The following is a 21,292-nucleotide window of genomic DNA, read 5'->3' on the forward strand; positions in this document are numbered from 1 at the left end:
GGTTCTCAGCCAAGCTTGGAGGCTTGTTGGCGAATGGCCCGTTCCCATGGCCCATCGAACAACCACAATATCATCGTCATCGGGGCGTCGGCCGGCGGGATCGAGCCGCTGAAGCGGATTGTCAACGACCTGCCCGCCGATCTGCCGGCCGCCACGTTCGTCGTGGTGCATATCGGCCAGGTCAGCTACCTGCCGGAGATCCTAGACCGCGCGGGCACACTCGAAACGCAGCCGGCCAGGAACGGTGAAGAGTTCAGGACTGGCTGCATCTATGTGGCGCCACCCGGCTTCCACCTTCTCCTTCATGATGGCCATATGATGCTGCGGCGCGGCCCGCGCGAGAACCTTGCCCGGCCGGCCATCGACCCCTTGTTCCGCTCGGCGGCGCTGAGCTACGGTGCGAGTGTCATCGGGGTTCTGCTTTCGGGTTCGCTTTCCGACGGCACCGCCGGGTTAAGGGCCATCAAGTCCGTCGGCGGGCTGGCTGTCGTCCAGCACCCCAAGGACACGCTGGTGCCGGGGATGATTGAAAGCGCGCTGCGCTATGTCGACGTCGACCACTGCCTGCCCGCGGCCGAGCTCGGCCCTTTGCTGGCAAAGCTTGCGGTCGAGCCGCCCGGAGAATCCTTTCCTCCCCCGCCTGTGGTTAGATTGGAAGCGGCCATTGCCGCGCAGGAGCATTCGACGATGCAAGAAGCGGATCGACTTGGCGAATTGTCAGTGTTTACATGCCCGGAATGTCACGGGCCGTTGTGGGAGATCGAAGACGGTGACATGCTGCGCTATCGGTGTCATACCGGGCATGCCTTCACCACCGACGCGGTGATGGAGGTGCAGGCGGTGGAGGCCGACGATATCCTGTGGAGCCTGCTCCGCTCGCATCAGCAGCGGGCGGCGTTTGCCAAGCGAATGGCAGAGCGGGAGCGGGCGAAGCTCCGCTCCGAACTCGCCGCCGAAATGGGCAGGCGGGCGAAGGAATATGAGGCGGATGCCGCTGTGATCGAACGCATCCTCGAAAGCAGGCGGGTTCAGGTAAGGGGCAATGGCGAAGTCAGCGCGGAAGGCAAGTACTCACAAGGCAAGGGTTAGTTCGCCCGACGATGAAAAACAGCCGGCGTCCTTCCCGATTGTCGGCATCGGCGCATCGGCGGGTGGCATCGCGGCATTGCGGAGCTTTTTTCCCGAGGTGCCCGCCGACAGCGGCTTCGCCTACGTGGTCATCCAGCATCTCGACGCCGAGCACGAAAGTGCACTTGCCAGCATCCTCCAGCGCTCAACCGCGATCGCAACGCAAACAGTTGCCGAAAGCGTAGAGATCAAAGCCGATAACATCTATGTGATCCCGCCAGGTGTTTCGGTGAGGATTGAAGAGCGGCGCTTTCACTTGGTCAAGATCGCGGCCGAGCGCGACAAACGGGCGCCGATCGATGATTTCTTCACCTCCCTTGCGCAGGAGCAGGCCGAGAACGCCGCCGGAATCATTCTTTCCGGAACCGGCAGCGACGGCACCGTCGGCCTGAGGGCTATCAAGGAGCGCGGCGGACTGACCCTTGCGCAGGAGAGCGCCGAATATGACGGGATGATGCGCAGCGCCGTCCAGAGCGGCCTGGTCGACATGGTGCTTCCCGCGGAGGAGATGGCCGGCAAGCTGGTCAGCTATTTCACTCACGCGAGCCGCACCGAAACCGAGCGGGATCGGCGCAAGCGCGAAGTGACCGAACAGCTTTCGCGCATCGTCGCCCTGCTTCGCTCGCGCACAGGCCATGATTTCAGCGGCTATAAGGACAACACCATTTTGCGGCGCATCCAGCGCCGCATGCAGGTGCTGCAGATCGACGATCCTACCGTCTTCTATGAGCGGCTACGCGAGGACCCGCAGCAGGTCGATCTTTTGTTCCAGGACCTGTTGATCGGCGTCACCAGCTTCTTCCGGGACCCGCAGGCTTTCGAAGCTCTCGAACGTGTGGTCATTCCCCGGCTGCTTGAGAGCCGCAAGCCTGGCGAGACGATCAGGGTATGGGTGCCGGGCTGCGCCACCGGCGAGGAAGCCTATTCGATCGCCATGCTCTTGAAGGAAAACGCGCCGCGCGGCGCCGCCTCGCCCAACTTACAGATCTTCGCCACCGACATCGACGAGCGCGCGCTGGAAGTAGCGCGCGCCGGTCGCTACTCGGCGACGATCGCGCCGGACGTTGCGCCGAAGCGGCTGAAGGAGTTCTTCTCGCGCGAGGACGGTACGTACCGCATTTCCGCCGACTTGCGGGAGATCTGCCTTTTTTCGGCGCACAATCTCTTGCGAGATCCGCCCTTTTCGAAGCTCGACCTGATCGCGTGCCGCAACCTTTTGATCTATATGGGCCCGGAACTGCAGGAAAAGATCGTCCCGATCTTTCACTACGCATTGCGCAACAACGGCTATCTCCTTCTCGGTTCTTCGGAGAACGTCACGCGCCATCCACAGCTGTTCTCGACGGTAGATAAGACAAACCGCATCTTCCAAAGGCGCAACGGGGCCACCACACATCGGTTGCCGGAATTCCCGCTCGCTGCCGCGGCGAGATCGACGGATCCAAGTGCGCGCCGGCGGGCAACGACCGAAACCCTGCAGGAAATCGCGGAGCGTTTGCTCGTCGAGCGCTATTCGCCGGCATATGTGATCGTGAATGCTGCCGGCGAAATGATGCACAGCTCAGGCGGCACGGGCAAATATCTGGAGCTCGCTGCCGGCGCCCCCAGCCACAGCGTCTTTTCCATGGCGCGTCGCGGGTTGCGCATGGATCTGAGGGCCGCGCTTCACAAGGCCGTAAGCACCGGACAGGTGGCAGTCCAGAATAAGATCAGCATCGGCACCAATGGCGGGCGTCAGACGATCAGCCTGGCTGTACAGCCGCTGCCGGGCGATGGTTCTTCCGACCCCCTCTATATGCTGATCTTCCGGGATGTCGGCGGGATCAAGCCTGAAGCCGAGGACGAGGCCATCCACATAACCGACGATGTTGAAAGCGCCAATGTCAGCCAGCTCGAAAGGGAGCTGAGGGAAACCAAGGAGCGTCTGCAGATCACGACGGAGGAACTCGAATCCTCCAACGAGGAGCTGAAATCCTCGAACGAGGAGCTTTCATCGATCAACGAGGAGTTGCAGTCGTCCAACGAGGAACTGGAGACCTCGAAAGAGGAGCTCCAGTCGATCAACGAGGAGTTGCACACCGTCAATGCCGAGCTCAGTCTGCGCGTCGACGAGCTCACCCGCGCCAACAACGATGTGGCGAACCTGCTCGAAAGCACGCAGATCGCCACCGTCTTCCTCGACCGCGACCTCTGCATCAAGAACTTCACACCGACCGCGCGCGACCTGTTCCGGCTGGTGGAAAGCGATGTCGGACGGCCGCTGGCGCATGTCCGTCCGCGCTTCCCGGCCGACGGCCTGCAGGCCGACATGGAACAGGTGCTGCAAAGGCTTGGCACGATCGAGCGGCAGATCGAGGGCATGGACAACGGCAAGAGCTATATCATGAGGGTGCTGCCCTACCGGACAGTCGACAACATCATAGCGGGCGTCGTCGTCACCTTCGTCGACATTACCCAGATCACGCAGGCCGAGAAAACGATCGGCGCACTCTCGCACGACCTGCGCAACCGCGTCGAAAGCCTCGGAACCCTGCTCGACCTCGTGCCGATCGGCATCTTCATCGCCGAGGATGACGCTGGCGTGCAGATCCGCGCCAACCGGCGCGCGGCGGAGCTGTTGGGTCGGCCCGCTGCCGGCACCAAGCTGATATCCGTGCCCGCAATCCTGCCGCTGACGCTCAATGGAACCAAGGTAGGCACCGACGACCAGCCACTGCTCAAGACAATGCGCACCGGCAGGGCAATTCCCGGCTATGAAGCGAGGGTCCAGCATGAAGACGGCACCGCAATCGACGTCATGATGTCGGCCAACCCGCTGTTCGACGAAAAGGGCAAGGTCCGCGGCGCCATCGCGGCGCTGGTCGACATATCCAGCCACAAGGAGGCCGAGCGCAGCCAGGAAAGGCTGCTGCACGAATTGCAGCACCGCGTGAAGAATATCCTCGCCACGATCACCGCGCTGACATCTCGCATGGTTCGCACATCCAGTTCGATGAGCGATTTTTCCACGTCCTTCCAGCAGCGGCTGCAGGCAATGGGTCGAACGCACGACGTGCTGTCTTCCTACAACTGGACAGATGCCGATCTCGAGCAGTTGCTGCGGGCAGTGCTGTCGCCTTACAGCAGCAAGCTGCGCCAGAATATCATCATCCTCGGAAGCCCTTTGCAGCTTGGCGCGAGCGCGGCCGCGACACTCGGCATGGTTTTCTTCGAGCTTGCCAGCAATGCCGCGAAATACGGGGCCCTATCGACAGAGGACGGTCGCGTCGAAGTAGCCTGGAACACCGACAAACCGGGCATTCTGTCGATCCGCTGGAGGGAAATCGACGGACCTGTCGTCGAAGAGCCGCCAAGGCGGAATTTCGGAACGAGCTTCATCCAGCAGAGTTTGGAGTACGAGCTGGGAGGGAAGGTCGATCTAAGGTTCGAACGCTCCGGACTTGAATGCGACATAGAAATTCCACTGGCGTCAGGCAAAGGTCGCTGACATTTGCCGCTGAGCGATGAGGAGTGGACACAACATGCTCTTGTCCGGCCTGAATGTCCTCGTGGTCGAGGACGTATTTATGCTTGCGGAGGATCTCACCGACCGGTTGACGCAAGCAGGATGCACAGTGATCGGCCCGGCACCTACGGTCAGACAGGCGCTTGCACAAATCGATGGTGTTGCCCTGGACGGAGCCGTGCTGGATGTGAACCTTCGGGGGGAGCAAAGCTTTCCGCTGGCCGAGCATCTCACGCTCGGCCGTGTCCCTTTCATTTTCCTTACCGGCTATGACAGCGTCACCGTCTTTCCCGACCAGTTTCGCGACAAGCCCAAGCTGTCGAAGCCGGTCGATTACAACCTGTTGATTGAAGCGGTGTCGCGGTTCCGCAAGAGCGATGCGCCGGACTGAGAAAGCCTGGCCTACGACGTGGTGCGATCGCCTATCAACCGGCTCGCAAGTTCGACCAGATGCCGGATCGGCGCAGGCTTCGGCAGAAAAGGCGCGCCATGGAAGACAGCGGACTGGAACGCCGGATCGTAGCCCGAATGGACGACGAAAGGCACACCCGCTTCCTTGAGGCGAGCGGCGGCGGTACCCCGTTGGCCGTCGAGCAATTGGATGTCGATGATGGCCAGATCGGGCCGGTTGTCGTCCAGCCATGTCGCGGCTGCCCGTTCCGAGGCCACGCACGCCACCTCGAAGCCGAGCGCCCTTAAGCCATCCGCCACGTCGCAAGCGATCAAATATTCGTCTTCAATGATCAGTGCCAAGGGCGCTTGCATAACGATCTCCTCAGACACGCTTACCTCCTCCTGGCACACGGCTTGATGTACTCCGCCGGCCAGGGAAGCGCACAATGTTTCGCCCGCAAACGGCTGCGCGGCTGCCGATAGGATTCGGGCCGGCTTGGTCCAAGCCTGCGTCCTCGCCCCGGCTAAGTTGGATCACGTCGAGGTCTGACAAGGCCGCGCGGGCCTCGAACAGTCGAAGGAATTGCGACCTCAGCCCATCGCCCCTTGCGGCGGCGGTCGCGTGCAAGGGCATAAAGAGATTTATAGTCCGATCCTTCACAGACTTGCCTCCATCACAACGCCGCGGCCGCCTTTCCCGCTTTGCCTCATCGATAGCGATGGACAAGATTACATCGCCGTCGCCGCCCCGAACCGCCCAGCCCTCCCGCCGAGGTTCGGCAGCCGGATCGTCGAGCAGATCGATCGCCGAGCGCAGCGCTTCATCATGTACAGCTTCGGCGTTGGGCAATTCCACCCCATCAAGCCGCCTCAAACTGCCACCCTCGCGATATTCGAATGTATAGAGATCCTGGCCCACGTCGATTGGCCTCTCGTCGGCGGGCCGGACGGCATCCACGGTGCCGTCCTGGCTACCTTGCGCAGATCGGCCGCCGAATGCCGCGCACTGAACCATCAACTCTTTGGCGCGATCGACAAGCGCGGCATCGCCAGGCAAGCGGTCGGAGACAACCATGGTGACAGCGATGTTTTCCCCGTCCTCGCCGAGAAATTCGACCGTCACGTGTCCAGTACCGGCATGTATCGCTGTGTCGAGAACTTGCATTCCTGCCTCTTCGTCTCCGCGTTGGGGATACAAAGCTCCCCAGCTCCCGAAAGTTCCGCCCCAGTTCAAGAATCGACTTAGATAGCCGCGCCTGACATCCCCAAAGCGCTCGCGATGAACTCGAAGGCGGCTCCCTGATCGATATCCATCCTAAAGGCCCGGTTGGAACAGCGGGGCCGGAAGCAGGTTTGGAAACAAAGGAGGCGCCGAATGTCACCCAACCAACGCACACCCGCCGAGGCCCGCGGCGAAATCCAGGCCGGCAGGACGCAGGACAAGACCCCAGGGTTCGACCCTGCGGCGGCGCCGCAGGAGACGGATGCCGAGGCCGGCGATGTCCCGACTTCCGCCAAGCCGGCCGGGCCGCGCAAACCGAGCTTCACCAACCAGACAAGCTTTGCCAACGCGATGCGGCCGCCAGAGAACGCGCCCGGCCTGCAACCGCGCAGGAATGGCCCGGTGCTGGTGATCGTGGCGCTGGTCGTCCTGGCCGCGGTTGTGTTTCTGCTCGCCGCGGTCTTCCGCCAGGTATGAAAGGAACATCATTCCCCGTTCCAAGTTGGATGGCGCAAGGAGGTAATTGCGATGCCGCGCTTGAGACGTTTGTTTCGTCATCTGTGGCGCTGGAAAGCACAGCCAACAACACACCCCTCTCCAGTCGACGCCATTGTGCGGGTGCTGCGCGAAGCCGAAAAGCAGCGCGGATCCCGACGTTCGGGGTGACAGAGCCCCCGCCGGCTAGTGTCTCCGGGATCGAGCCGGAGTCACTTCTCGTCAAAGATATGCTCGTGGATGATACCGAGGATCTGCAGCTTGACCGTTTCCCGCGCTTCGGGCTTCACGAAGGGCATCAGCAGATCGACCGTTTCCTCCACCCGCCGCGGCAGGTCGGCGCTCGGATCGCTCAGATAGCTTCCATGAGCATATAGGTTCTCGGTCAGCTTTTTGCTCAGGTCGGAAAAGAGTCCCATGCCATTGCTCCTTGCTGATCCAACAGCCTGAGCGCCCACGCGGTTCCCTCGGCCGACCGCATAGCAATCGGCCGCGCGCAAATCCTCCTTGCCCGAAATCCTACCCGCCCGAGGAACATTCGGTCCAACCGGATGTTCGGCCGAACCACTCAGGAGGATCGAATGGGAAACAGGAAACTGGCGGTCGTCACCGGCGCCTCGAGCGGCATCGGCAAGGCGCTCGCGAAACTCTGCGCCAAGGACGGCTACGATCTAGCCATTGTCGCCGATGAGCCGGCCATCGAGCAGGCCGCCGAGGCGCTCCAGTCGCATGGCGTCTCGGTCGACGCAGTGGAGGCCGACCTTGCAAGCGAGGACGGCGCCGACAAATTGATCGCCAAGATCGGCGATCGCGACATCGATCTTCTCTTCCTCAATGCAGGGCGCGGCCTGGGCCGCGGCTTTGTCGACCAGGACTGGAGCGAGGCACGCCGCGTCATCGACACCAACATCACCGGCACCGTCTATCTCGCCCATAAGCTCGGCCGCAAAATGGTGGAGCGCGGCCGCGGCCGGATCCTGTTCACCGGCTCGATTGCCGGCTTCATGCCGGGTACGTTCCAGGCGGTCTACAACGGCACCAAGGCTTTCATCGATTCCTTTGCCATCGCGATGCGCCACGAGCTGAAAGACAGCGGCGTGAGCGTGACCGTGCTGATGCCGGGGGCCACGCAGACGCGCTTCTTCGAGCGTGCCGATATGATGGACACCGAGGTCGGAACGCAGGAGAAGGACAACCCCGCGGATGTCGCGAAAGACGGCTACGATGCCTTGATGGCAGGCGAAGAACAGGTCGTCAGCGGCTGGAAGAACAAGATGCAGGTCGCCGCCGCCCATGTCACGCCGGTCGGCGCGCTGGCCGAACAGCACCGCGAGATGGCCGAGCCTGGTTCGGCGAAAGAGGGCTGAAAATGATCCGGGGACATTCCCGCTCAGCGTCAGTTCCGCCGCATCGCTAGGACCCACAATTCATAGGAACAATCCCAATGAAAGCCCTGACATGGCATGGCAAAGGCGACATTCGTTGCGATCAGGTCGCCGCTCCGGCGATCGAGAACGACCGCGATATCATCATCAAGGTCACCTGCTGCGCCATATGCGGTTCGGACCTGCATCTGATGGACGGCTACATGCCGACGATGAAATCGGGCGACGTGCTGGGCCACGAGACCATGGGCGAAGTGGTGGAGGTCGGCCGCGCCCATACAAAGTTCAAGAAGGGCGATCGCGTCGTCGTGCCCTTCAACATCTCGTGCGGAGAATGCTGGTTCTGTCAGAACGGCCTGTTCTCGCTCTGCGACCGGTCGAATCCCAACGCCGAGCAGGCTGCCAAGGTCATGGGCCAGTCGCCCGCGGGCCTGTTCGGCTATTCGCATCTGGTCGGCGGCTACTGGGGAGGACAGGCCGAGTATTTGCGCGTTCCCTTCGCCGATGTCGGCCCCATCAAGGTGCCCGACGGCATCGATGACGAGCAGGTGCTGTTCCTCTCCGATATCTTTCCGACCGGCTACATGGCGGCCGAGAATGCCGGCATCCAGGAAGGCGACACTGTCGCCATTTGGGGTTGTGGACCGGTCGGCCAGTTTGCCATCCAGAGCGCGTGGATGCTCGGCGCCGGCCGCGTCATCGCCATCGACAAGGTGCCGGAACGGCTTGCCATGGCGCGCGACTACGGCAAGGCGGAAACGCTCGATTTCAGCAATTCCGATATTTACGATGCCCTGATGGCCATGACCGGCGGGCGCGGGCCGGACAGTTGCATCGACTGCGTCGGCACCGAGGCCGATGCCACCGCAACGACCGATTCCATGCTCGATAAGGCCAAGGCCACCGTCTATCTCGGCACCGACCGGCCGCATGTGCTGCGCGAGGTGATCTATTGCTGCCGCAAGGGCGGCACCATCTCGGTGCCCGGTGTCTATATCGGCCTGGTCGATCACATTCCCTTCGGTGCGGCGATGAACAAGGGGCTGACATTCCGCATGGGCCAGACCCACACCCAGCGCTATCTCGAGCCGCTCCTTCAAAAGGTCGAGAGCGGCGAGATCGACCCTTCCTTCGTCATCACCCACCGCGCCGGCCTCGAAGACGGACCCGGCCTCTACAAGACATTCCGCGACAAGCAGGACGGCTGCATCAAAGTGGTGATGCGCCCGCACGGCTGATAGCGCCGATAGCGAATGATAGGCTTTGCAGATCTCTGACTGAACCAGGAAGGTTCGAAATGGCTCAAGCGAAAGATACGTCCAAGCCTCCAGTGAAGTCGCCCGACCGCGGAGGTCTTCCACATCCGCGTCGCGATGCGCAGGGCAGCGATGCAGGCGCGAAGCCGATCGCTCCGAAGACCGCAGGCGCCCCGGAGCCATCGTCCTCGCCGCTCGATAACCGTGTTGCCAGCCGCAATGCTGGCCGGCGCCGCGAGGCCGGGCCGACACCCAGGCCGACGGACAAGCCGCTCGATTGAGCGGGACGAACAAATGCGGCAGCCTGACCGCCTGTCGCGGCGCCGTTGCAGGGTCTCCTCTCCCTTCAACGGCGCCATGACACTATCCTTGGCCGTCAGCTCTTCCGGCTGCGCTCGACGAATTTGTTGAAGCGGCTCGTTCCGCCGCCAGCTTCATCCTGATGCAGGAAGGCGAGATCGTTCTCGTCGAAGATGCGGAAGAATTCGTCCCATTCGATCGGTTCGAGCGTGTCTTCGGGCTCGCCGAAATCGATGCGCAGAATGCCGCCCTTGCCTTTCGTGCGAACGACAGCCGGCTGGCCATTCCGTTCTTCTACCCACTTCCGGATTTCGTCGTGGTTGGTGGTCGTCTTGGCCTCGGACATGGACTTTCCTTTCTGCAGCGGGGACCGATGAGCGGTCCTAACAGCAGCCAACAGGCAATGTTCCAGATGGTGGAACGGTTCTCTGACAAAGCTGCGGCACCTCCTGAGACGGGAACTTTGTTGAAGCAGGGAACAAACCTTTTGCCGCGCAGTTCGGGGCGCCGAAGCCAAATCCGCAAGGGAGTCATCGTGAAACGTGTATTGGTTACGGGAGGTTGCGGCTTCATCGGCCGCCACGTCGCCCAGGAACTCACCGACCATGGCTATCAGGTGCGCCTGCTCGACGCGCTTGTCGATCAGGTGCACGGCGCCGAAGCCATCAACCTCCCTACGGGGGCCGAACTGATCAAGGGGGACGTGCGCGACCGCGACGCTGTCGCTGAGGCGGTTTCAGACGTCGATGCCGTGATCCATCTGGCGGCCGAGGTTGGCGTCGGCCAGTCCATGTACGAGATCGCCCGCTATGTCGGCACGAACGATCTCGGCACGGCGGTGCTGCTCGAGGCACTCATCAAGAAGCCGGTCGAACGGATCGTCGTGGCGTCCTCCATGAGCATCTATGGTGAAGGCCTCTATCAGACTCCGGACGGCGAGCGGATCGACAATGCGCGCCGCAAGCCTGCCGATATAAGGGAGGGCCGCTGGGATTTGCTGTCGGCGACCGGCCAAACACTGTCGCCTCTTCCGACGGACGAGGAGAAGCGGCCCGATCTCGCCTCGATCTACGCGCTGACCAAGTATGCGCAGGAACGCGCGGTGCTGATCTTCGGCCAGGCCTACGGCGTCGATGCCGTTGCACTGCGCCTGTTCAACGTGTTCGGCGCCGGACAGGCGCTTGCCAATCCCTACACCGGCGTTCTCGCCAACTTCGCCTCGCGCCTTGCCAACGGCAAGCGGCCGACGATCTTCGAGGACGGCGAGCAGAAGCGCGATTTCGTTCATGTGCGCGATGTCGCCACCGCGTTCCGGCTGGCGCTGGAGCAGCGCCAGGCCGCCGGCCATGCCATCAACATCGGCAGCGGCCACGCTTATTCGATCAGGGACGTGGCCCGTCTTCTTGCCAAGGCTATGGGCATCCCAAAGCGGCCGCCCGAAATCCTCACCAAGGCGCGCTCCGGCGATATCCGCAACTGCTTCGCCGACATCGCCAAGGCCCGCGAACTGCTGGGCTTTGAGCCGAAGCGTCGGCTGGAAGATTCGCTCGGCGAATTCGCGGCATGGGTCCGCAACAGCGTCGTTATCGACCGGGGCGCGGACATGCGGCGCGAGCTGGAAGAGCGGGGATTGGTCTCATGACCCAGAGCCACCGCCATCCGCGCAAGGCACCGATAGCCGTCATTGGCGGCAGCGGCTTCATCGGCTCCAACCTGGCCGACAGCCTGCTATCCGATGGCGAGGCCGTGCTTGTCGTCGACAATCTCAGCCGCCCGGGCGTCGAGCAGAATCTCGACTGGCTGGCGCAAAAGCACGGCGACCGACTGAGCGCCGAAACAGTCGACATACGCGATGCCAGCGCACTGGCGGCGGCGCTGGCGCCGGCAAAGGCGATCTTTCACCTCGCCGCCCAGACCGCCGTGACGACCAGCCTGGTCGATCCCGCGCAGGATTTCGACATCAACCTCAAAGGCACGTTCAACGTGCTGGAGACCGCTCGCAGCACCGGCGTCCCGGTAGTCTTCGCCAGCACCAACAAGGTCTATGGCAGCCTGCCCCAGATCGCGGTGCGGCAAGCCGACGATCACTGCGAGCCGCTTGACGAGAAGGTGCGTGCGAGCGGGGTCGATGAGAAGGTGGGCCTTGATTTCTGCACGCCCTATGGCTGCTCGAAGGGCGCAGCCGATCAGTATGTGCTCGACTATTCCAAATCCTACGGACTCCCGACAGCGGTGCTGCGCATGAGCTGCATCTACGGGCCGCGCCAGTTTGGCACCGAGGATCAGGGCTGGGTCGCGCATTTTCTACTCAGCGTCTTGTCCGGCCGGCCGATTACCGTTTACGGCGACGGCAGGCAGGTGCGCGACATCCTGCATGTGTCCGATGCCGTAGCCGCCTATCGCGGCGTGTTGGCCAGGATTGAGGATCTCAAGGGCCAGGCGTTCAACCTGGGCGGCGGCCCGAGCAATGCGGTCAGCCTGCGCGTGCTGCTGGCGGAGATAGCCGAGATGACGGGCAGCGACGTCGCGCTTCGCCACGACCGCGAGCGCGTTGGCGACCAACCATTCTTCGTCGCCGACACGCGCAAGCTGCAAGCCGCGATCGGCTGGCAGGCGCGTGTCCCATGGCGCGAAGGCGTCTGCGATCTCGCCAGCTGGCTGGTGCGACATCGGCTCCAGTCGCGCCCGGAAGCCACGAGGTACGTCGCATGAAAGTCGCCTTGGTCAATCCGTTCTGGACGTATGAGCACAGCATCTATTTCGGCTGCCGGCAGCCGCATCTGCCGCTGGAGCTCGGCTATTCGAAGGCAATGCTGGAAGCGGATGGTCACGACGTCCTGATGCTGGACGGGCAATTGCAGGTCCTCGACAACGCGGCGCTGGCAGAGCAGGTGGCGTCATTCGCGCCGGCCATGACCGTGGTCACCACCGCGCCGACCTATCTGTTCTGGCGCTGCGCGCCGCCTGAACTGCGCGTGCCGGGGGAATTCCTCAGCCATCTCGCCGGACGCGGCGGACGAACCGTGGCGGTCGGACCGCATGGCTCGGCGACGCCTGCACCGACCCTACGCAAGCTCGGCGTCGATGTCGTCGTGCGCGGTGAATGTGAGGACGTCGTGACGGAGCTTGCACGGCAGAGCGACTGGAGCAAGATTGCGCATACGGCCCGGCTCCAAAACGACCTTCCAGTGTGCAATGGCGGCGTGCATGCCAGCCCGTTCGTCGATCATGCTGCGCTCGCCTGGCCGTCCGACTGGATCGCCGCGCATGGCCACCACCACCACAGGTTCGATGCCCATCAGAAGGGCGCCGGCGCCGAGGTGGAAGCGTCGCGCGGCTGCCCCTATAATTGCAGCTTCTGCGCCAAGATCGATTTCCGCGATGCATATCGGCGCAGGAAGCACGACGCCGTTGTGGCCGAGATCGACGGTTTGATCACTCAAGGGGTCGGCTATATCTATTTCATCGACGAGATCTTCCTGCCGCAGAAGGCGCTGCTGGAGGCCTTGGTCGAACGCGACGTCCAGTTCGGCGTTCAGACACGTATCGACCTCTGGAAGCCGGAACTGCTCGAACTGCTTGGCGCGGCCGGCTGCGTCTCGATCGAGGCCGGTCTTGAAAGCCTGACCGTCGAAGGCCGCGCGATGCTCGCCAAGCGCTGTCGGCTCGACACAGAGGATCTGGCTGCGCTTCTGGTTGACGCCCGCCGTCATGTGCCTTTCGTCCAGGCCAATCTGATTGGCGTGGTCGAGGACGACCCGACGCTGGTGGACTATTGGCGCAAGCACCTCATCGATCACGGCGTCTGGGCGAACGAGCCCGTGCCGCTCTATCCCTATCCGAGCTCTCCCAGCTACCGCGAATTGTGGGGCGAACCCGACGACCTCGCCTGGGAGCGCGCCCATGAGCACTACCTCGCCTCCTTCCGATCCTTCAGCGACATCCAGGACCAGCGGCCGCATGCGCTGGCTGAGTTGGAGTCCTCATGCTGCAATCACTGACCCATCGTCCGCGGCGCATCCTTATGACGACCGACGCCGTCGGCGGAGTCTGGCGCTATTCGCTCGATCTGGCGCGAGAGCTGGTGGCCAGCGGCGACAGCATCGTGCTTGCCGGGCTGGGACCCGAGCCTTCCCCCGAACAGGCTCGGGAAGCGCGGTCCTTCGCCGCGCTGGTTTGGCTGAAATGCCCGCCGGACTGGATGACGCGCGACACGAAAGATCTCGATCGGTTGCCTGGCGAATTGCAGGAGCTTGCGTCGGACTATGCAATCAATCTCGTACACCTCAATGCGCCGGCGCAGGCAGCCGGTCTCGAGCTGACTTGTCCGATCGTCGCGGTATCCCATTCCTGCGTGGTCACATGGCTGCATGCAGTGCGGGCGCAAATGCCCGAGGGCGATTGGGCTTGGCAACGAGAGCGCAACCGCGCCGGATTCGACCGCGCCGAAGCCATTGTCGCGCCGAGCCGAAGCCATGCCGCCATGCTCGGAGCCTGCTACGGCCCGATCGCGGGCTTGAGCGTCGTCCACAATGGTGCGCTCCCCGGCCCGGCAAGCGCGCATCGTGAGTCCTTCGTTCTCGCTGCCGCCCGCTGGTGGGATGAGGGTAAAAACGGATTGGCGCTCGATGCCGCGGCTGCCTTGTGTGGCCCTCCCGTTTTCGCCGCAGGCGAAACTGAAGGTCCGGATGGACAGCGCCTGTTCTTCGATCATTGCATCTCGCTTGGCTCGATCAGCCATTGCGAGGTTCGGCAATTGATGGCGCGGGCCAGCATGTTTGTCTCGCCGTCCATCTACGAGCCTTTCGGGCTGGCCGCCCTGGAGGCAGCCTCTGCGGGCACCCCCTTGGTGTTGGCGGACATCGCGACCTACCGCGAGATCTGGGACGGAGCAGCGACGTTCTTCGACGCGCGCGATCCCCACGCGCTTGCCGGCTGCATCGCCAGGCTCTCGCGTGACGAAAGCTTGCGACGCCAGTTCGGTCAGCGCGCCGCCCGACGGGCGCGCAAATTCTCGCTCAGCGCCCAGACGGCGCGGATGCGAGAGGTCTACGATCGGGCGGCGACGGCCATGGCAGGGCTTTGACCATGCGCTTCGTGTTCTACACCCATTCCGCCGTTTCCGACTGGAATCACGGCAACGCGCATTTCCAGCGCGGCATCATGCGCGAGCTCGTCGCACGCGGACATGAGGCGGTCGCGCTGGAACCCGCCGACGGCTGGAGCCGATCGAATCTGCTTGCCGAGCAAGGCCCTTTCGCCGTCGAGCGCTTCCGCAAGGATTTCCCGGAGCTGATGGCGCTGAGCTATGGCCCCGGCTTCGCGCACGAAGCCTGGCTCGCCGGCGCGGATGTCGTGATCGTCCACGAATGGACGGACAAGGATCTTGTCGCGCGCATCGGACAGGCGCGAGCCTATGGCAATTTCACGCTCCTGTTCCACGACACCCACCACCGCGCCGTATCGGCGACGCAGGCGATAGCGGCACTTCAGCTCGAGCATTACGACGGGGTGCTGGTCTTCGGCGAGGTGCTGCGCGAGAGCTATCTTCGCGCCGGCTGGGGCAAACGGGTCTTCACCTGGCATGAGGCGGCGGACGACCGGCTGTTCAAGCCGTGCCCGGATGTCGATCCCGTCTCCGACCTCGTCTGGATTGGCAATTGGGGCGACGACGAACGCAGCGCCGAGATCGCCGAGTTCCTGATCGAGCCGGCGAGCGCTCTCGCGCTGTCGGGAACCGTGCACGGCGTGCGCTATCCGACCGATGCCCGAGCCGCGCTTGCCGAGGCAGGGCTGCGCTATGATGGCTGGATTGCCAATGCCGACGTGCCGAAGAGCTTCGCCCGGCATCGCGTCACTATGCACATCCCCCGCCGACCTTATCGGGAGAGCCTGCCCGGCATTCCGACCATACGCATGTTCGAGGCGATGGCCTGCGGCATTCCGCTGGTCTCGGCGCCATGGTCGGATGTCGAAGGACTGTTCCGTGCCGGCAAGGATTTCCTCTTCGCCCGGAACGGCGCCGAGATGCAAGGTCACCTTCGCGACGTGCTGAACGACAGCCAGCGTGCGGAGGCGCTCGCCGCGTCCGGCCGGGAAACCATCCTTGCGCGCCACACATGCCGGCACCGCGTCGACGAGTTGTTCGACATTCTCGCCGCATGCGGCAATCGCGAGGTCGCTGAAATCAAACCTGCAAGGGAGGCCGTCGCATGAAGATCGCCTTTTACGGATCGAGCCTTCTGTCGTCCTACTGGAACGGCGCGGCCACCTATTATCGGGGCTTGCTCAAGGCGTTGTCGAAGCGCGGCTATGACATCGTCTTCTATGAGCCCGATGTCTACGATCGCCAGAAGCATCGCGATATCAAGGCGCCGGACTGGTGCAGCGTCGTCGTCTACGAGCCGACAGCGCATGCGCTGATGCAGGTCGCCTCGTGCGCCGCGCAGGCAGACGTCGTGGTCAAGGCAAGCGGCGTCGGCTTCGAGGACGAGGCGCTGCTGCATGCGGTTCTCGACAACGCTCGCCCGGATGCGCTGACCGTGTTCTGGGACGTCGACGCGCCGGCGACCCTAAGCGAGTTGCGCAATCATGCCGAACACCCCCTGCATGAGACGTTGAAGAGGATTGGCCTTGTTCTGACCTATGGCGGCGGCGATCCCGTGGTTTGGGATTATCGCGCGCTCGGCGCCGCGGAATGCGTGCCGATCTACAACGCGCTCGATCCCGAGACACATCATCCGGTCGCCGCAAATCCGGGCTTTGCCTGTGACCTCGCTTTCCTCGGCAATCGGCTGCCCGACCGCGAGGCGCGCGTCGACGCCTTCTTCTTCGACCCGGCCCGTGTGCTTGGCAGCCAACGCTTCCTGCTCGGTGGATCCGGCTGGGGCGACAAGCCCTTGCCGGCGAACGTTTCGTGGCTCGGCCATGTCGGTACGCGCGATCACAACGCCTTCAACGTTACGCCGAAGGCGGTGCTCAACATCAGCCGCGACAGCATGGCGGCCAACGGGTTTTCGCCCGCGACACGCGTCTTCGAAGCGGCGGGCGCGGGTGCATGCCTAATCACTGATGCCTGGCTCGGCGTCGAGTTGTTCCTGACCCCCGGCGAAGAGATCCTGGTCGCGCGGGACGGTGCCGACGTCGCCGAGATCGTGCGCACGCTGACGCCGACACGGGCGAAGGCGATCGGCGCCGCGGCGCTGCGGCGCGTTCTGGCCGAGCATACCTACACGTTGAGAGCCCGGCTGGTGGACGACATCTTCAAGGCGCATTTCGAGCGCCGGGCAATGGAGGCCGCGGAATGACGAAACCGCTCGACATCGTTTTCCTCGGACTTTCGTTATCCTCATCCTGGGGCAACGGCCACGCGACGACTTTCCGGGGGCTGCTGCGCGCGCTCGACGAGCTCGGCCATCGCGTCACCTTCCTCGAACGCGACGTGCCCTGGTACGCGCATCACCGGGACCTGCGCGACCCCGATTTCTGCGACTTGCGCTACTACCAGACGGTCTCCGAGCTGCGCCGCAATCACCGGCAGGAGTTGCAGCGGGCCGACGCGGTGGTGATAGGCTCCTTCGTGCCGGAAGGCAGGGTCATCATTGACGAGCTCGCTTCGCTGTGCACTGGACAGTTCTGCTTTTACGACATCGACACGCCAGTGACGCTGGCGCGGGTTGCCGAGGACGATTGCGATTACCTTGCCCGCAGGCAGATCCCCTATTTCGACGTCTACTTCTCCTTCACCGGCGGACCGACGTTGCAGCGCCTCAGATCGGAGTTCGGCGCCCTCCGAACGGAGCCGCTCTACTGCTCGGTCGATCCAAAGCGACACCATCGCACCGGAGACGCGATCGAATGGGATCTCGGCTATCTTGGAACCTACAGCGCCGACCGGCAGCTCGCCCTCGAAACGCTGCTGCTGGAGCCGGCGCGGTGCCTGCCGGACCGCCGCTTCGTCGTCGCCGGCTCACAATATCCATTCGACCTCGCCTGGCCGGACAACGTCCAGCGGATCGAGCACCTGCCGCCCGCCGAACATGCCGCCTTCTACAGCCGCCAGCGTTACACGCTGAACCTTACGCGGGCGTCAATGATCGCGGCAGGATGGTCGCCCAGCGTGCGGCTCTTCGAGGCCGCCGCCTGCGGCACCCCGATCATCAGCGACCGCTGGCCCGGTCTCGATAGCTTCTTCCCGGAATCGACGATCGAGACCGCAGCCAGTGCCGGCGACGTGCAGGAAATCCTCACAGCGAAATCGGAGCAGGCCAGACTCGATATGGCCCGTTCGGCACGCGAGGCGGTGCTTGCAAGCCACACCGGCGGCGCTCGGGCGCGTGAATTCGTTCTGACTTTGACTCAGTCAGTCCATACGCGCGCGGCGATCGATCTGAACGTGGAAAGTGCAGCATGAATAGCAGACAGGAGACTTTGCAGATGCGGCGATCAAGAAAGGTTCAGCAGACACGGACGGCGCTTGTCGCCGGCGGTGCCGGTTTCCTCGGTTCGCATTTGTGCGAGGCCCTGCTTCACGACGGGTATCGCGTCATATGCGTCGACAACTTTCTTACGGGCCGAATGGAGAATGTCAGCTCGCTAATCGGCCAAGCCCGGTTCCGGCTGATCGAGCAGGACGTTTGCGTCCCGCTGGAACTCGGCGAGGCTGTCGACCGCGTTTTCAACCTGGCCTGCGCGGCATCGCCGCCCCGCTACCAGGCCGATCCGGTCCACACAACGCGCACCTGTGTGATCGGAACGCTCAATCTGCTCGAGCTCGCGGCAAGCAACGGCGCCCGCTTCCTGCAGGCCTCGACCAGCGAAGTCTACGGCGATCCAGAACAGCACCCACAGCGCGAGGACTATGTCGGCCACGTCAACTGCACAGGACCGCGCGCCTGTTATGATGAGGGCAAGCGCACCGCGGAGACGCTCTGCTTCGATTATCTGCGGGCCGAGATGGCCGATATTCGCGTCGCCCGCATCTTCAACACCTATGGTCCCAGAATGGACCCAGCCGACGGCCGCATCGTGTCCAACCTAGTCATGCAAGCGATCGAGAAACGGCCGCTGACGATATTCGGCGATGGCCGGCAAACCCGCTCATTCTGCTATGTCAGCGACATGATCGGAGGATTGCGACGCCTTATGGATGTCGATCCCAATCCGCGACAGCCGGTCAATCTGGGCAATCCCGGCGAGTTTTCGATCCTCGAATTGGCAAGGCTGGTTCGGGAACTGACCGGCAGCAGATCACCCGTGAAATTCCTGCCCTTGCCGCAGGACGACCCGCGCCGCCGGCGGCCCGACATAGGCCGCGCAAGAGCGCTTCTCGGCTGGTCACCGAAGGTGCCTCTCAGGCAAGGCCTACTGCAAACCATCGCCTTTTTCTCGAGGCTCGACGACCTCGCGATGGAGGCCATCGTACCGGTCAAGAGGACTGAGGCCGGAAAAGCTCAGAACCTTCAGCTCTGAGGCGGTGGTTTCCTTCACCGTAGCGGAACAACCGACCGGGATTGCGGTTGGACATGACAACCGTCATGGAGAAGAGCTGTGCAGCCGAAGCGACCAATCAAGGACATCGACCAGATGGCGGCGGCCGAAACCGCCGCGTTCCTGCGGCGAGCCTCCATCACCTATCTCGAATGTTGCGTCAGCCTGATGATGACACATCTGCAGCGCGAGGAAGTGGCCACAATTCTGGAGGAGGAAGCGGACATGCTGCGCAGGCTGGACTGATCAGGACCTCGCGCGCTCGATAAAACGCGAAAGCCTGGTTTCGTAGCGGTCGGCGGCGCGCGTGGCTCTTATCCGCTCATCGCCGTGTGTCAACTGTCGGGCCATCGTCCACAGCCCAAGCTGGAAGGCGAGATAGCAGGGCTCCATGTAGTCCACCAAGGAATGATCGACGGCACGCGACATTTCTGCCTCAACGCCTTGGATGAGCCGCGAAAGCTCGGCGTCGGAAAGCTCATATTCCACCGTCGCGCCTGCAATGTCCCACGTTATGTCCTGACAGCCGACAATGTCGTGCGAGCGGCAATGGTCGACGGCGTCCGTCTTGAGCAGGGTTCCCTCCGGCCGAACCAGAAATTCCCACGGGTGCAGGCGTCCGTCGATCTCGATCCTTCGCAGGAAGGGATGTGAGGAGTGGCGGGCGAACCAACCCTTTAATGCTTGGGCCGGCTCTTCCCCCAAGGCTTCCCTGCAGTTTTGCATGGCCATGTCTGCAAGCCTCTCCAGCGACGCGCCGGCCTCTTCCGTCTGCAACTCGGCAGCGCGCCAGCCGAGATAGCGTCCAAGCCATTCGACCAGCAGGTCCCTGGCCAGCTCTGTCCGATCCAGCCTGTCCGCGTCTGTCCAACGCTCGATCAGGAAGCCGTGGCAGAGTCCGGCAGGCTGCGTTCCAAAACCGGCCCTGTGCACCGACCTTGCCGTGTGCAGCTTATGCTGCCCGGTCCCGCCGAGACCGGCGAACTTGACCAACCAACGCTCCGTGCCCGCCAGTGCCAGGAATTTTCGCCGCTCAAATCCGGCAAACACCGGAGGCCAATGCTCCGGCGCCGTGGAAATATGCTTGCGCCATTCGCCGCCGGAAATGTCGCTGAGTTCGACATCGGCCTTGCCGAGGAGGTTCGCCACCCATCGGCGAAGGTTCGGCGCGACGCATCCATCGAAGGCCGCTTCGAAGTCCGCGACATGGCGCGGGCAGTGACTCCAAATAGCCTGCATGTCTGCCGAAGCTTGCACGCCCGGCCCGCCACGGTGGCTTGGGAACAGATGAATGCGCTCCCGGTCGATGTCCTGCCGGCGCAGCCAGGCAACGACAGCATGAAAGGAACTGCCGGAGAGGCCCGGACCTTCATCAACGATGGCAAATTTGGCAAGAGGTCTGTCGCGCCAAGAGCCGAGGAGTTCGGGCGCGGCGCAAATGTGCCGGGAAAATGGATGGCCGATCGGTCGCACGCTAACAGGCGGCGGCGCATGCAGGGCGGCGGCGACCATCGCCGCCAAGCCGAGACCAATGCTGCGGATGCCGATGACGCATGTGTTTGCGTCGAGTCCCGACCGCAGCGCTGCAAGCAGATAGGTTTCCGGATATAGCGCATAAAGCGCGTAGCCTTCGGCCGGGCCGGTGGTTATTTCGTTGCCACAGTCCATGCCGGCAAGCTTCGCAAGCAGCGACGCATCGAGCACTCCATGCCGGACAAATCCTTGTTGCCAGGATCGCAGCACTTCCTCCGACAACTCGACGAGAATTTCCGACCCCAGCTTCTGTCTCGAGGAATTCCAATCGCCGCCCTTGATGTCGAATTCCGCATCGGCAAGGCCTTGTATAAGTTCGGACGCGCAGACGAAAAGATCGACCAGGGCAGCGTGGCGCTCGATGCCCGCGGGCAGATCGCCGATCGCTCTCGCGGCGGCCAACACAGCTTCCCTGAGCTGTTGTGCGCTGTGCGCTCGCTTGTGGTCGCCGAAGACGATCATGCGGCTCCTACCCGGCTGTCTGCCGCCAACGCGAACCGCGTCTCTTTTGATCCGCAACCCAGCCCAGCAATTTCGGACGCCGGGCAATTTTTCGCGGCGCCACGGAACATTCGAGGCCGCTCCC

Annotated in this window: 20 protein-coding genes; 15 read left to right on the plus strand and 5 right to left on the minus strand. The window is 63.1% G+C overall.

From position 1 onward, the window contains the following. The first annotated feature begins 33 nt into the window (after positions 1-33). Genes FJW07_RS19920 through FJW07_RS19930 form a run of 3 tightly spaced genes read left to right on the plus strand, consistent with a single transcriptional unit; the run spans position 34 to position 5,024 of the window. The gene (locus FJW07_RS19920) at positions 34-1,089 is read left to right on the plus strand and encodes a chemotaxis protein CheB (protein ID WP_140654195.1); all 1,056 of its coding nucleotides are present in this window, start codon (positions 34-36) and stop codon (positions 1,087-1,089) included. After that, complete coding sequence (locus FJW07_RS19925; RefSeq protein WP_140858384.1) at positions 1,043-4,615, plus strand: CheR family methyltransferase; 3,573 nt, start codon at positions 1,043-1,045, stop codon at positions 4,613-4,615. Before FJW07_RS19920 ends, FJW07_RS19925 begins: the two co-directional genes overlap by 47 nt. A gap of 34 nt (positions 4,616-4,649) precedes the next feature. Further along, entirely contained in the window at positions 4,650-5,024 is a 375-nt protein-coding gene (locus FJW07_RS19930; RefSeq protein WP_140646346.1) for a response regulator, read from the plus strand. An 11-nt stretch (positions 5,025-5,035) separates the two neighbouring features. On the opposite strand, the gene FJW07_RS19935 is transcribed toward FJW07_RS19930, so the two are convergent. Further along, positions 5,036-5,416, minus strand: a complete 381-nt coding sequence (locus tag FJW07_RS19935; RefSeq protein WP_140784794.1) for a response regulator — start codon at positions 5,414-5,416, stop codon at positions 5,036-5,038. Further along, positions 5,409-6,191, minus strand: coding sequence for a hypothetical protein (locus FJW07_RS31780; RefSeq protein ID WP_181182684.1), 783 nt, complete (start codon positions 6,189-6,191; stop codon positions 5,409-5,411). Before FJW07_RS31780 ends, FJW07_RS19935 begins: the two co-directional genes overlap by 8 nt. A gap of 210 nt (positions 6,192-6,401) precedes the next feature. Between FJW07_RS31780 and FJW07_RS19945 the strand changes: the two genes are divergently transcribed. Continuing rightward, positions 6,402-6,725 (plus strand): hypothetical protein, encoded by a 324-nt coding sequence (locus FJW07_RS19945; RefSeq protein WP_140654202.1) that lies wholly within the window; start codon positions 6,402-6,404, stop codon positions 6,723-6,725. A gap of 230 nt (positions 6,726-6,955) precedes the next feature. Here FJW07_RS19945 and FJW07_RS19950 read toward each other — a convergent pair whose 3' ends face one another. Beyond that, entirely contained in the window at positions 6,956-7,162 is a 207-nt protein-coding gene (locus tag FJW07_RS19950; RefSeq protein WP_140646352.1) for a hypothetical protein, read from the minus strand. A 162-nt stretch (positions 7,163-7,324) separates the two neighbouring features. Between FJW07_RS19950 and FJW07_RS19955 the strand changes: the two genes are divergently transcribed. Then, complete coding sequence (locus FJW07_RS19955) at positions 7,325-8,110, plus strand: SDR family NAD(P)-dependent oxidoreductase (RefSeq protein WP_140654204.1); 786 nt, start codon at positions 7,325-7,327, stop codon at positions 8,108-8,110. A gap of 77 nt (positions 8,111-8,187) precedes the next feature. After that, positions 8,188-9,366 carry a zinc-dependent alcohol dehydrogenase gene (locus FJW07_RS19960; RefSeq protein WP_140858386.1) on the plus strand — a complete coding sequence of 393 codons (1,179 nt, stop codon included), beginning with the start codon at positions 8,188-8,190 and terminating at the stop codon, positions 9,364-9,366. 394 nt (positions 9,367-9,760) lie between these two features. On the opposite strand, the gene FJW07_RS19965 is transcribed toward FJW07_RS19960, so the two are convergent. After that, a complete protein-coding gene (locus tag FJW07_RS19965; RefSeq protein ID WP_140646358.1) occupies positions 9,761-10,030 on the minus strand; it encodes a hypothetical protein in 270 nt (89 codons plus the stop codon). A gap of 189 nt (positions 10,031-10,219) precedes the next feature. On the opposite strand from FJW07_RS19965, the gene FJW07_RS19970 reads away from it, so the two are divergent. From FJW07_RS19970 to FJW07_RS20010, 9 genes are all read left to right on the plus strand, one after another. Then, a complete protein-coding gene (locus tag FJW07_RS19970; protein ID WP_140654210.1) occupies positions 10,220-11,326 on the plus strand; it encodes an SDR family NAD(P)-dependent oxidoreductase in 1,107 nt (368 codons plus the stop codon). After that, positions 11,323-12,396, plus strand: a complete 1,074-nt coding sequence (locus tag FJW07_RS19975; protein WP_140710555.1) for an NAD-dependent epimerase/dehydratase family protein — start codon at positions 11,323-11,325, stop codon at positions 12,394-12,396. Before FJW07_RS19970 ends, FJW07_RS19975 begins: the two co-directional genes overlap by 4 nt. Then, on the plus strand, positions 12,393-13,685 hold the full coding sequence (locus FJW07_RS19980; protein WP_140858387.1) for a TIGR04295 family B12-binding domain-containing radical SAM protein: 1,293 nt from the start codon (positions 12,393-12,395) through the stop codon (positions 13,683-13,685). Before FJW07_RS19975 ends, FJW07_RS19980 begins: the two co-directional genes overlap by 4 nt. Beyond that, a complete protein-coding gene (locus FJW07_RS19985; RefSeq protein ID WP_140858389.1) occupies positions 13,670-14,770 on the plus strand; it encodes a glycosyltransferase family 4 protein in 1,101 nt (366 codons plus the stop codon). The genes FJW07_RS19980 and FJW07_RS19985 overlap by 16 nt, the downstream gene beginning before the upstream one ends. A 2-nt stretch (positions 14,771-14,772) precedes the next feature. Further along, the gene (locus FJW07_RS19990; RefSeq protein ID WP_140858391.1) at positions 14,773-15,900 is read left to right on the plus strand and encodes a glycosyltransferase; all 1,128 of its coding nucleotides are present in this window, start codon (positions 14,773-14,775) and stop codon (positions 15,898-15,900) included. Continuing rightward, a complete protein-coding gene (locus FJW07_RS19995) occupies positions 15,897-16,991 on the plus strand; it encodes a glycosyltransferase (RefSeq protein WP_140654218.1) in 1,095 nt (364 codons plus the stop codon). Before FJW07_RS19990 ends, FJW07_RS19995 begins: the two co-directional genes overlap by 4 nt. Then, on the plus strand, positions 16,988-18,097 hold the full coding sequence (locus tag FJW07_RS20000; protein ID WP_140858392.1) for a glycosyltransferase: 1,110 nt from the start codon (positions 16,988-16,990) through the stop codon (positions 18,095-18,097). The genes FJW07_RS19995 and FJW07_RS20000 overlap by 4 nt, the downstream gene beginning before the upstream one ends. A 23-nt stretch (positions 18,098-18,120) precedes the next feature. Then, positions 18,121-19,155, plus strand: coding sequence for a UDP-glucuronic acid decarboxylase family protein (locus tag FJW07_RS20005; protein ID WP_140858394.1), 1,035 nt, complete (start codon positions 18,121-18,123; stop codon positions 19,153-19,155). 78 nt (positions 19,156-19,233) lie between these two features. Beyond that, positions 19,234-19,419, plus strand: coding sequence for a hypothetical protein (locus tag FJW07_RS20010; RefSeq protein WP_140654223.1), 186 nt, complete (start codon positions 19,234-19,236; stop codon positions 19,417-19,419). Here FJW07_RS20010 and FJW07_RS20015 read toward each other — a convergent pair whose 3' ends face one another. Further along, complete coding sequence (locus FJW07_RS20015; RefSeq protein ID WP_140858395.1) at positions 19,420-21,168, minus strand: hypothetical protein; 1,749 nt, start codon at positions 21,166-21,168, stop codon at positions 19,420-19,422. It abuts the gene before it with no gap. Positions 21,169-21,292: the final 124 nt, after the last annotated feature.

Origin of the sequence: Mesorhizobium sp. B3-1-9 (assembly GCF_006439595.1) — a bacterium.
Lineage (GTDB): Bacteria > Pseudomonadota > Alphaproteobacteria > Rhizobiales > Rhizobiaceae > Mesorhizobium.

Excerpts from the sequence above, each read along its gene's own strand:
- FJW07_RS19945 (WP_140654202.1), top strand. The coding sequence starts at position 6,402 with ATGTCACCCAACCAACGCACACCCGCCGAGGCCCGCGGCGAAATCCAG.
- FJW07_RS20005 (WP_140858394.1), top strand. The coding sequence starts at position 18,121 with ATGCGGCGATCAAGAAAGGTTCAGCAGACACGGACGGCGCTTGTCGCC.
- FJW07_RS19965 (WP_140646358.1), bottom strand. The coding sequence starts at position 10,030 with ATGTCCGAGGCCAAGACGACCACCAACCACGACGAAATCCGGAAGTGG.
- FJW07_RS19925 (WP_140858384.1), top strand. The coding sequence starts at position 1,043 with ATGGCGAAGTCAGCGCGGAAGGCAAGTACTCACAAGGCAAGGGTTAGT.
- FJW07_RS19980 (WP_140858387.1), top strand. The coding sequence starts at position 12,393 with ATGAAAGTCGCCTTGGTCAATCCGTTCTGGACGTATGAGCACAGCATC.
- FJW07_RS19930 (WP_140646346.1), top strand. The coding sequence starts at position 4,650 with ATGCTCTTGTCCGGCCTGAATGTCCTCGTGGTCGAGGACGTATTTATG.
- FJW07_RS19920 (WP_140654195.1), top strand. The coding sequence starts at position 34 with ATGGCCCGTTCCCATGGCCCATCGAACAACCACAATATCATCGTCATC.
- FJW07_RS19985 (WP_140858389.1), top strand. The coding sequence starts at position 13,670 with ATGCTGCAATCACTGACCCATCGTCCGCGGCGCATCCTTATGACGACC.
- FJW07_RS31780 (WP_181182684.1), bottom strand. The coding sequence starts at position 6,191 with ATGCAAGTTCTCGACACAGCGATACATGCCGGTACTGGACACGTGACG.
- FJW07_RS19950 (WP_140646352.1), bottom strand. The coding sequence starts at position 7,162 with ATGGGACTCTTTTCCGACCTGAGCAAAAAGCTGACCGAGAACCTATAT.
- FJW07_RS20000 (WP_140858392.1), top strand. The coding sequence starts at position 16,988 with ATGACGAAACCGCTCGACATCGTTTTCCTCGGACTTTCGTTATCCTCA.
- FJW07_RS19995 (WP_140654218.1), top strand. The coding sequence starts at position 15,897 with ATGAAGATCGCCTTTTACGGATCGAGCCTTCTGTCGTCCTACTGGAAC.
- FJW07_RS19990 (WP_140858391.1), top strand. The coding sequence starts at position 14,773 with ATGCGCTTCGTGTTCTACACCCATTCCGCCGTTTCCGACTGGAATCAC.
- FJW07_RS20015 (WP_140858395.1), bottom strand. The coding sequence starts at position 21,168 with ATGATCGTCTTCGGCGACCACAAGCGAGCGCACAGCGCACAACAGCTC.
- FJW07_RS19955 (WP_140654204.1), top strand. The coding sequence starts at position 7,325 with ATGGGAAACAGGAAACTGGCGGTCGTCACCGGCGCCTCGAGCGGCATC.
- FJW07_RS19975 (WP_140710555.1), top strand. The coding sequence starts at position 11,323 with ATGACCCAGAGCCACCGCCATCCGCGCAAGGCACCGATAGCCGTCATT.
- FJW07_RS19960 (WP_140858386.1), top strand. The coding sequence starts at position 8,188 with ATGAAAGCCCTGACATGGCATGGCAAAGGCGACATTCGTTGCGATCAG.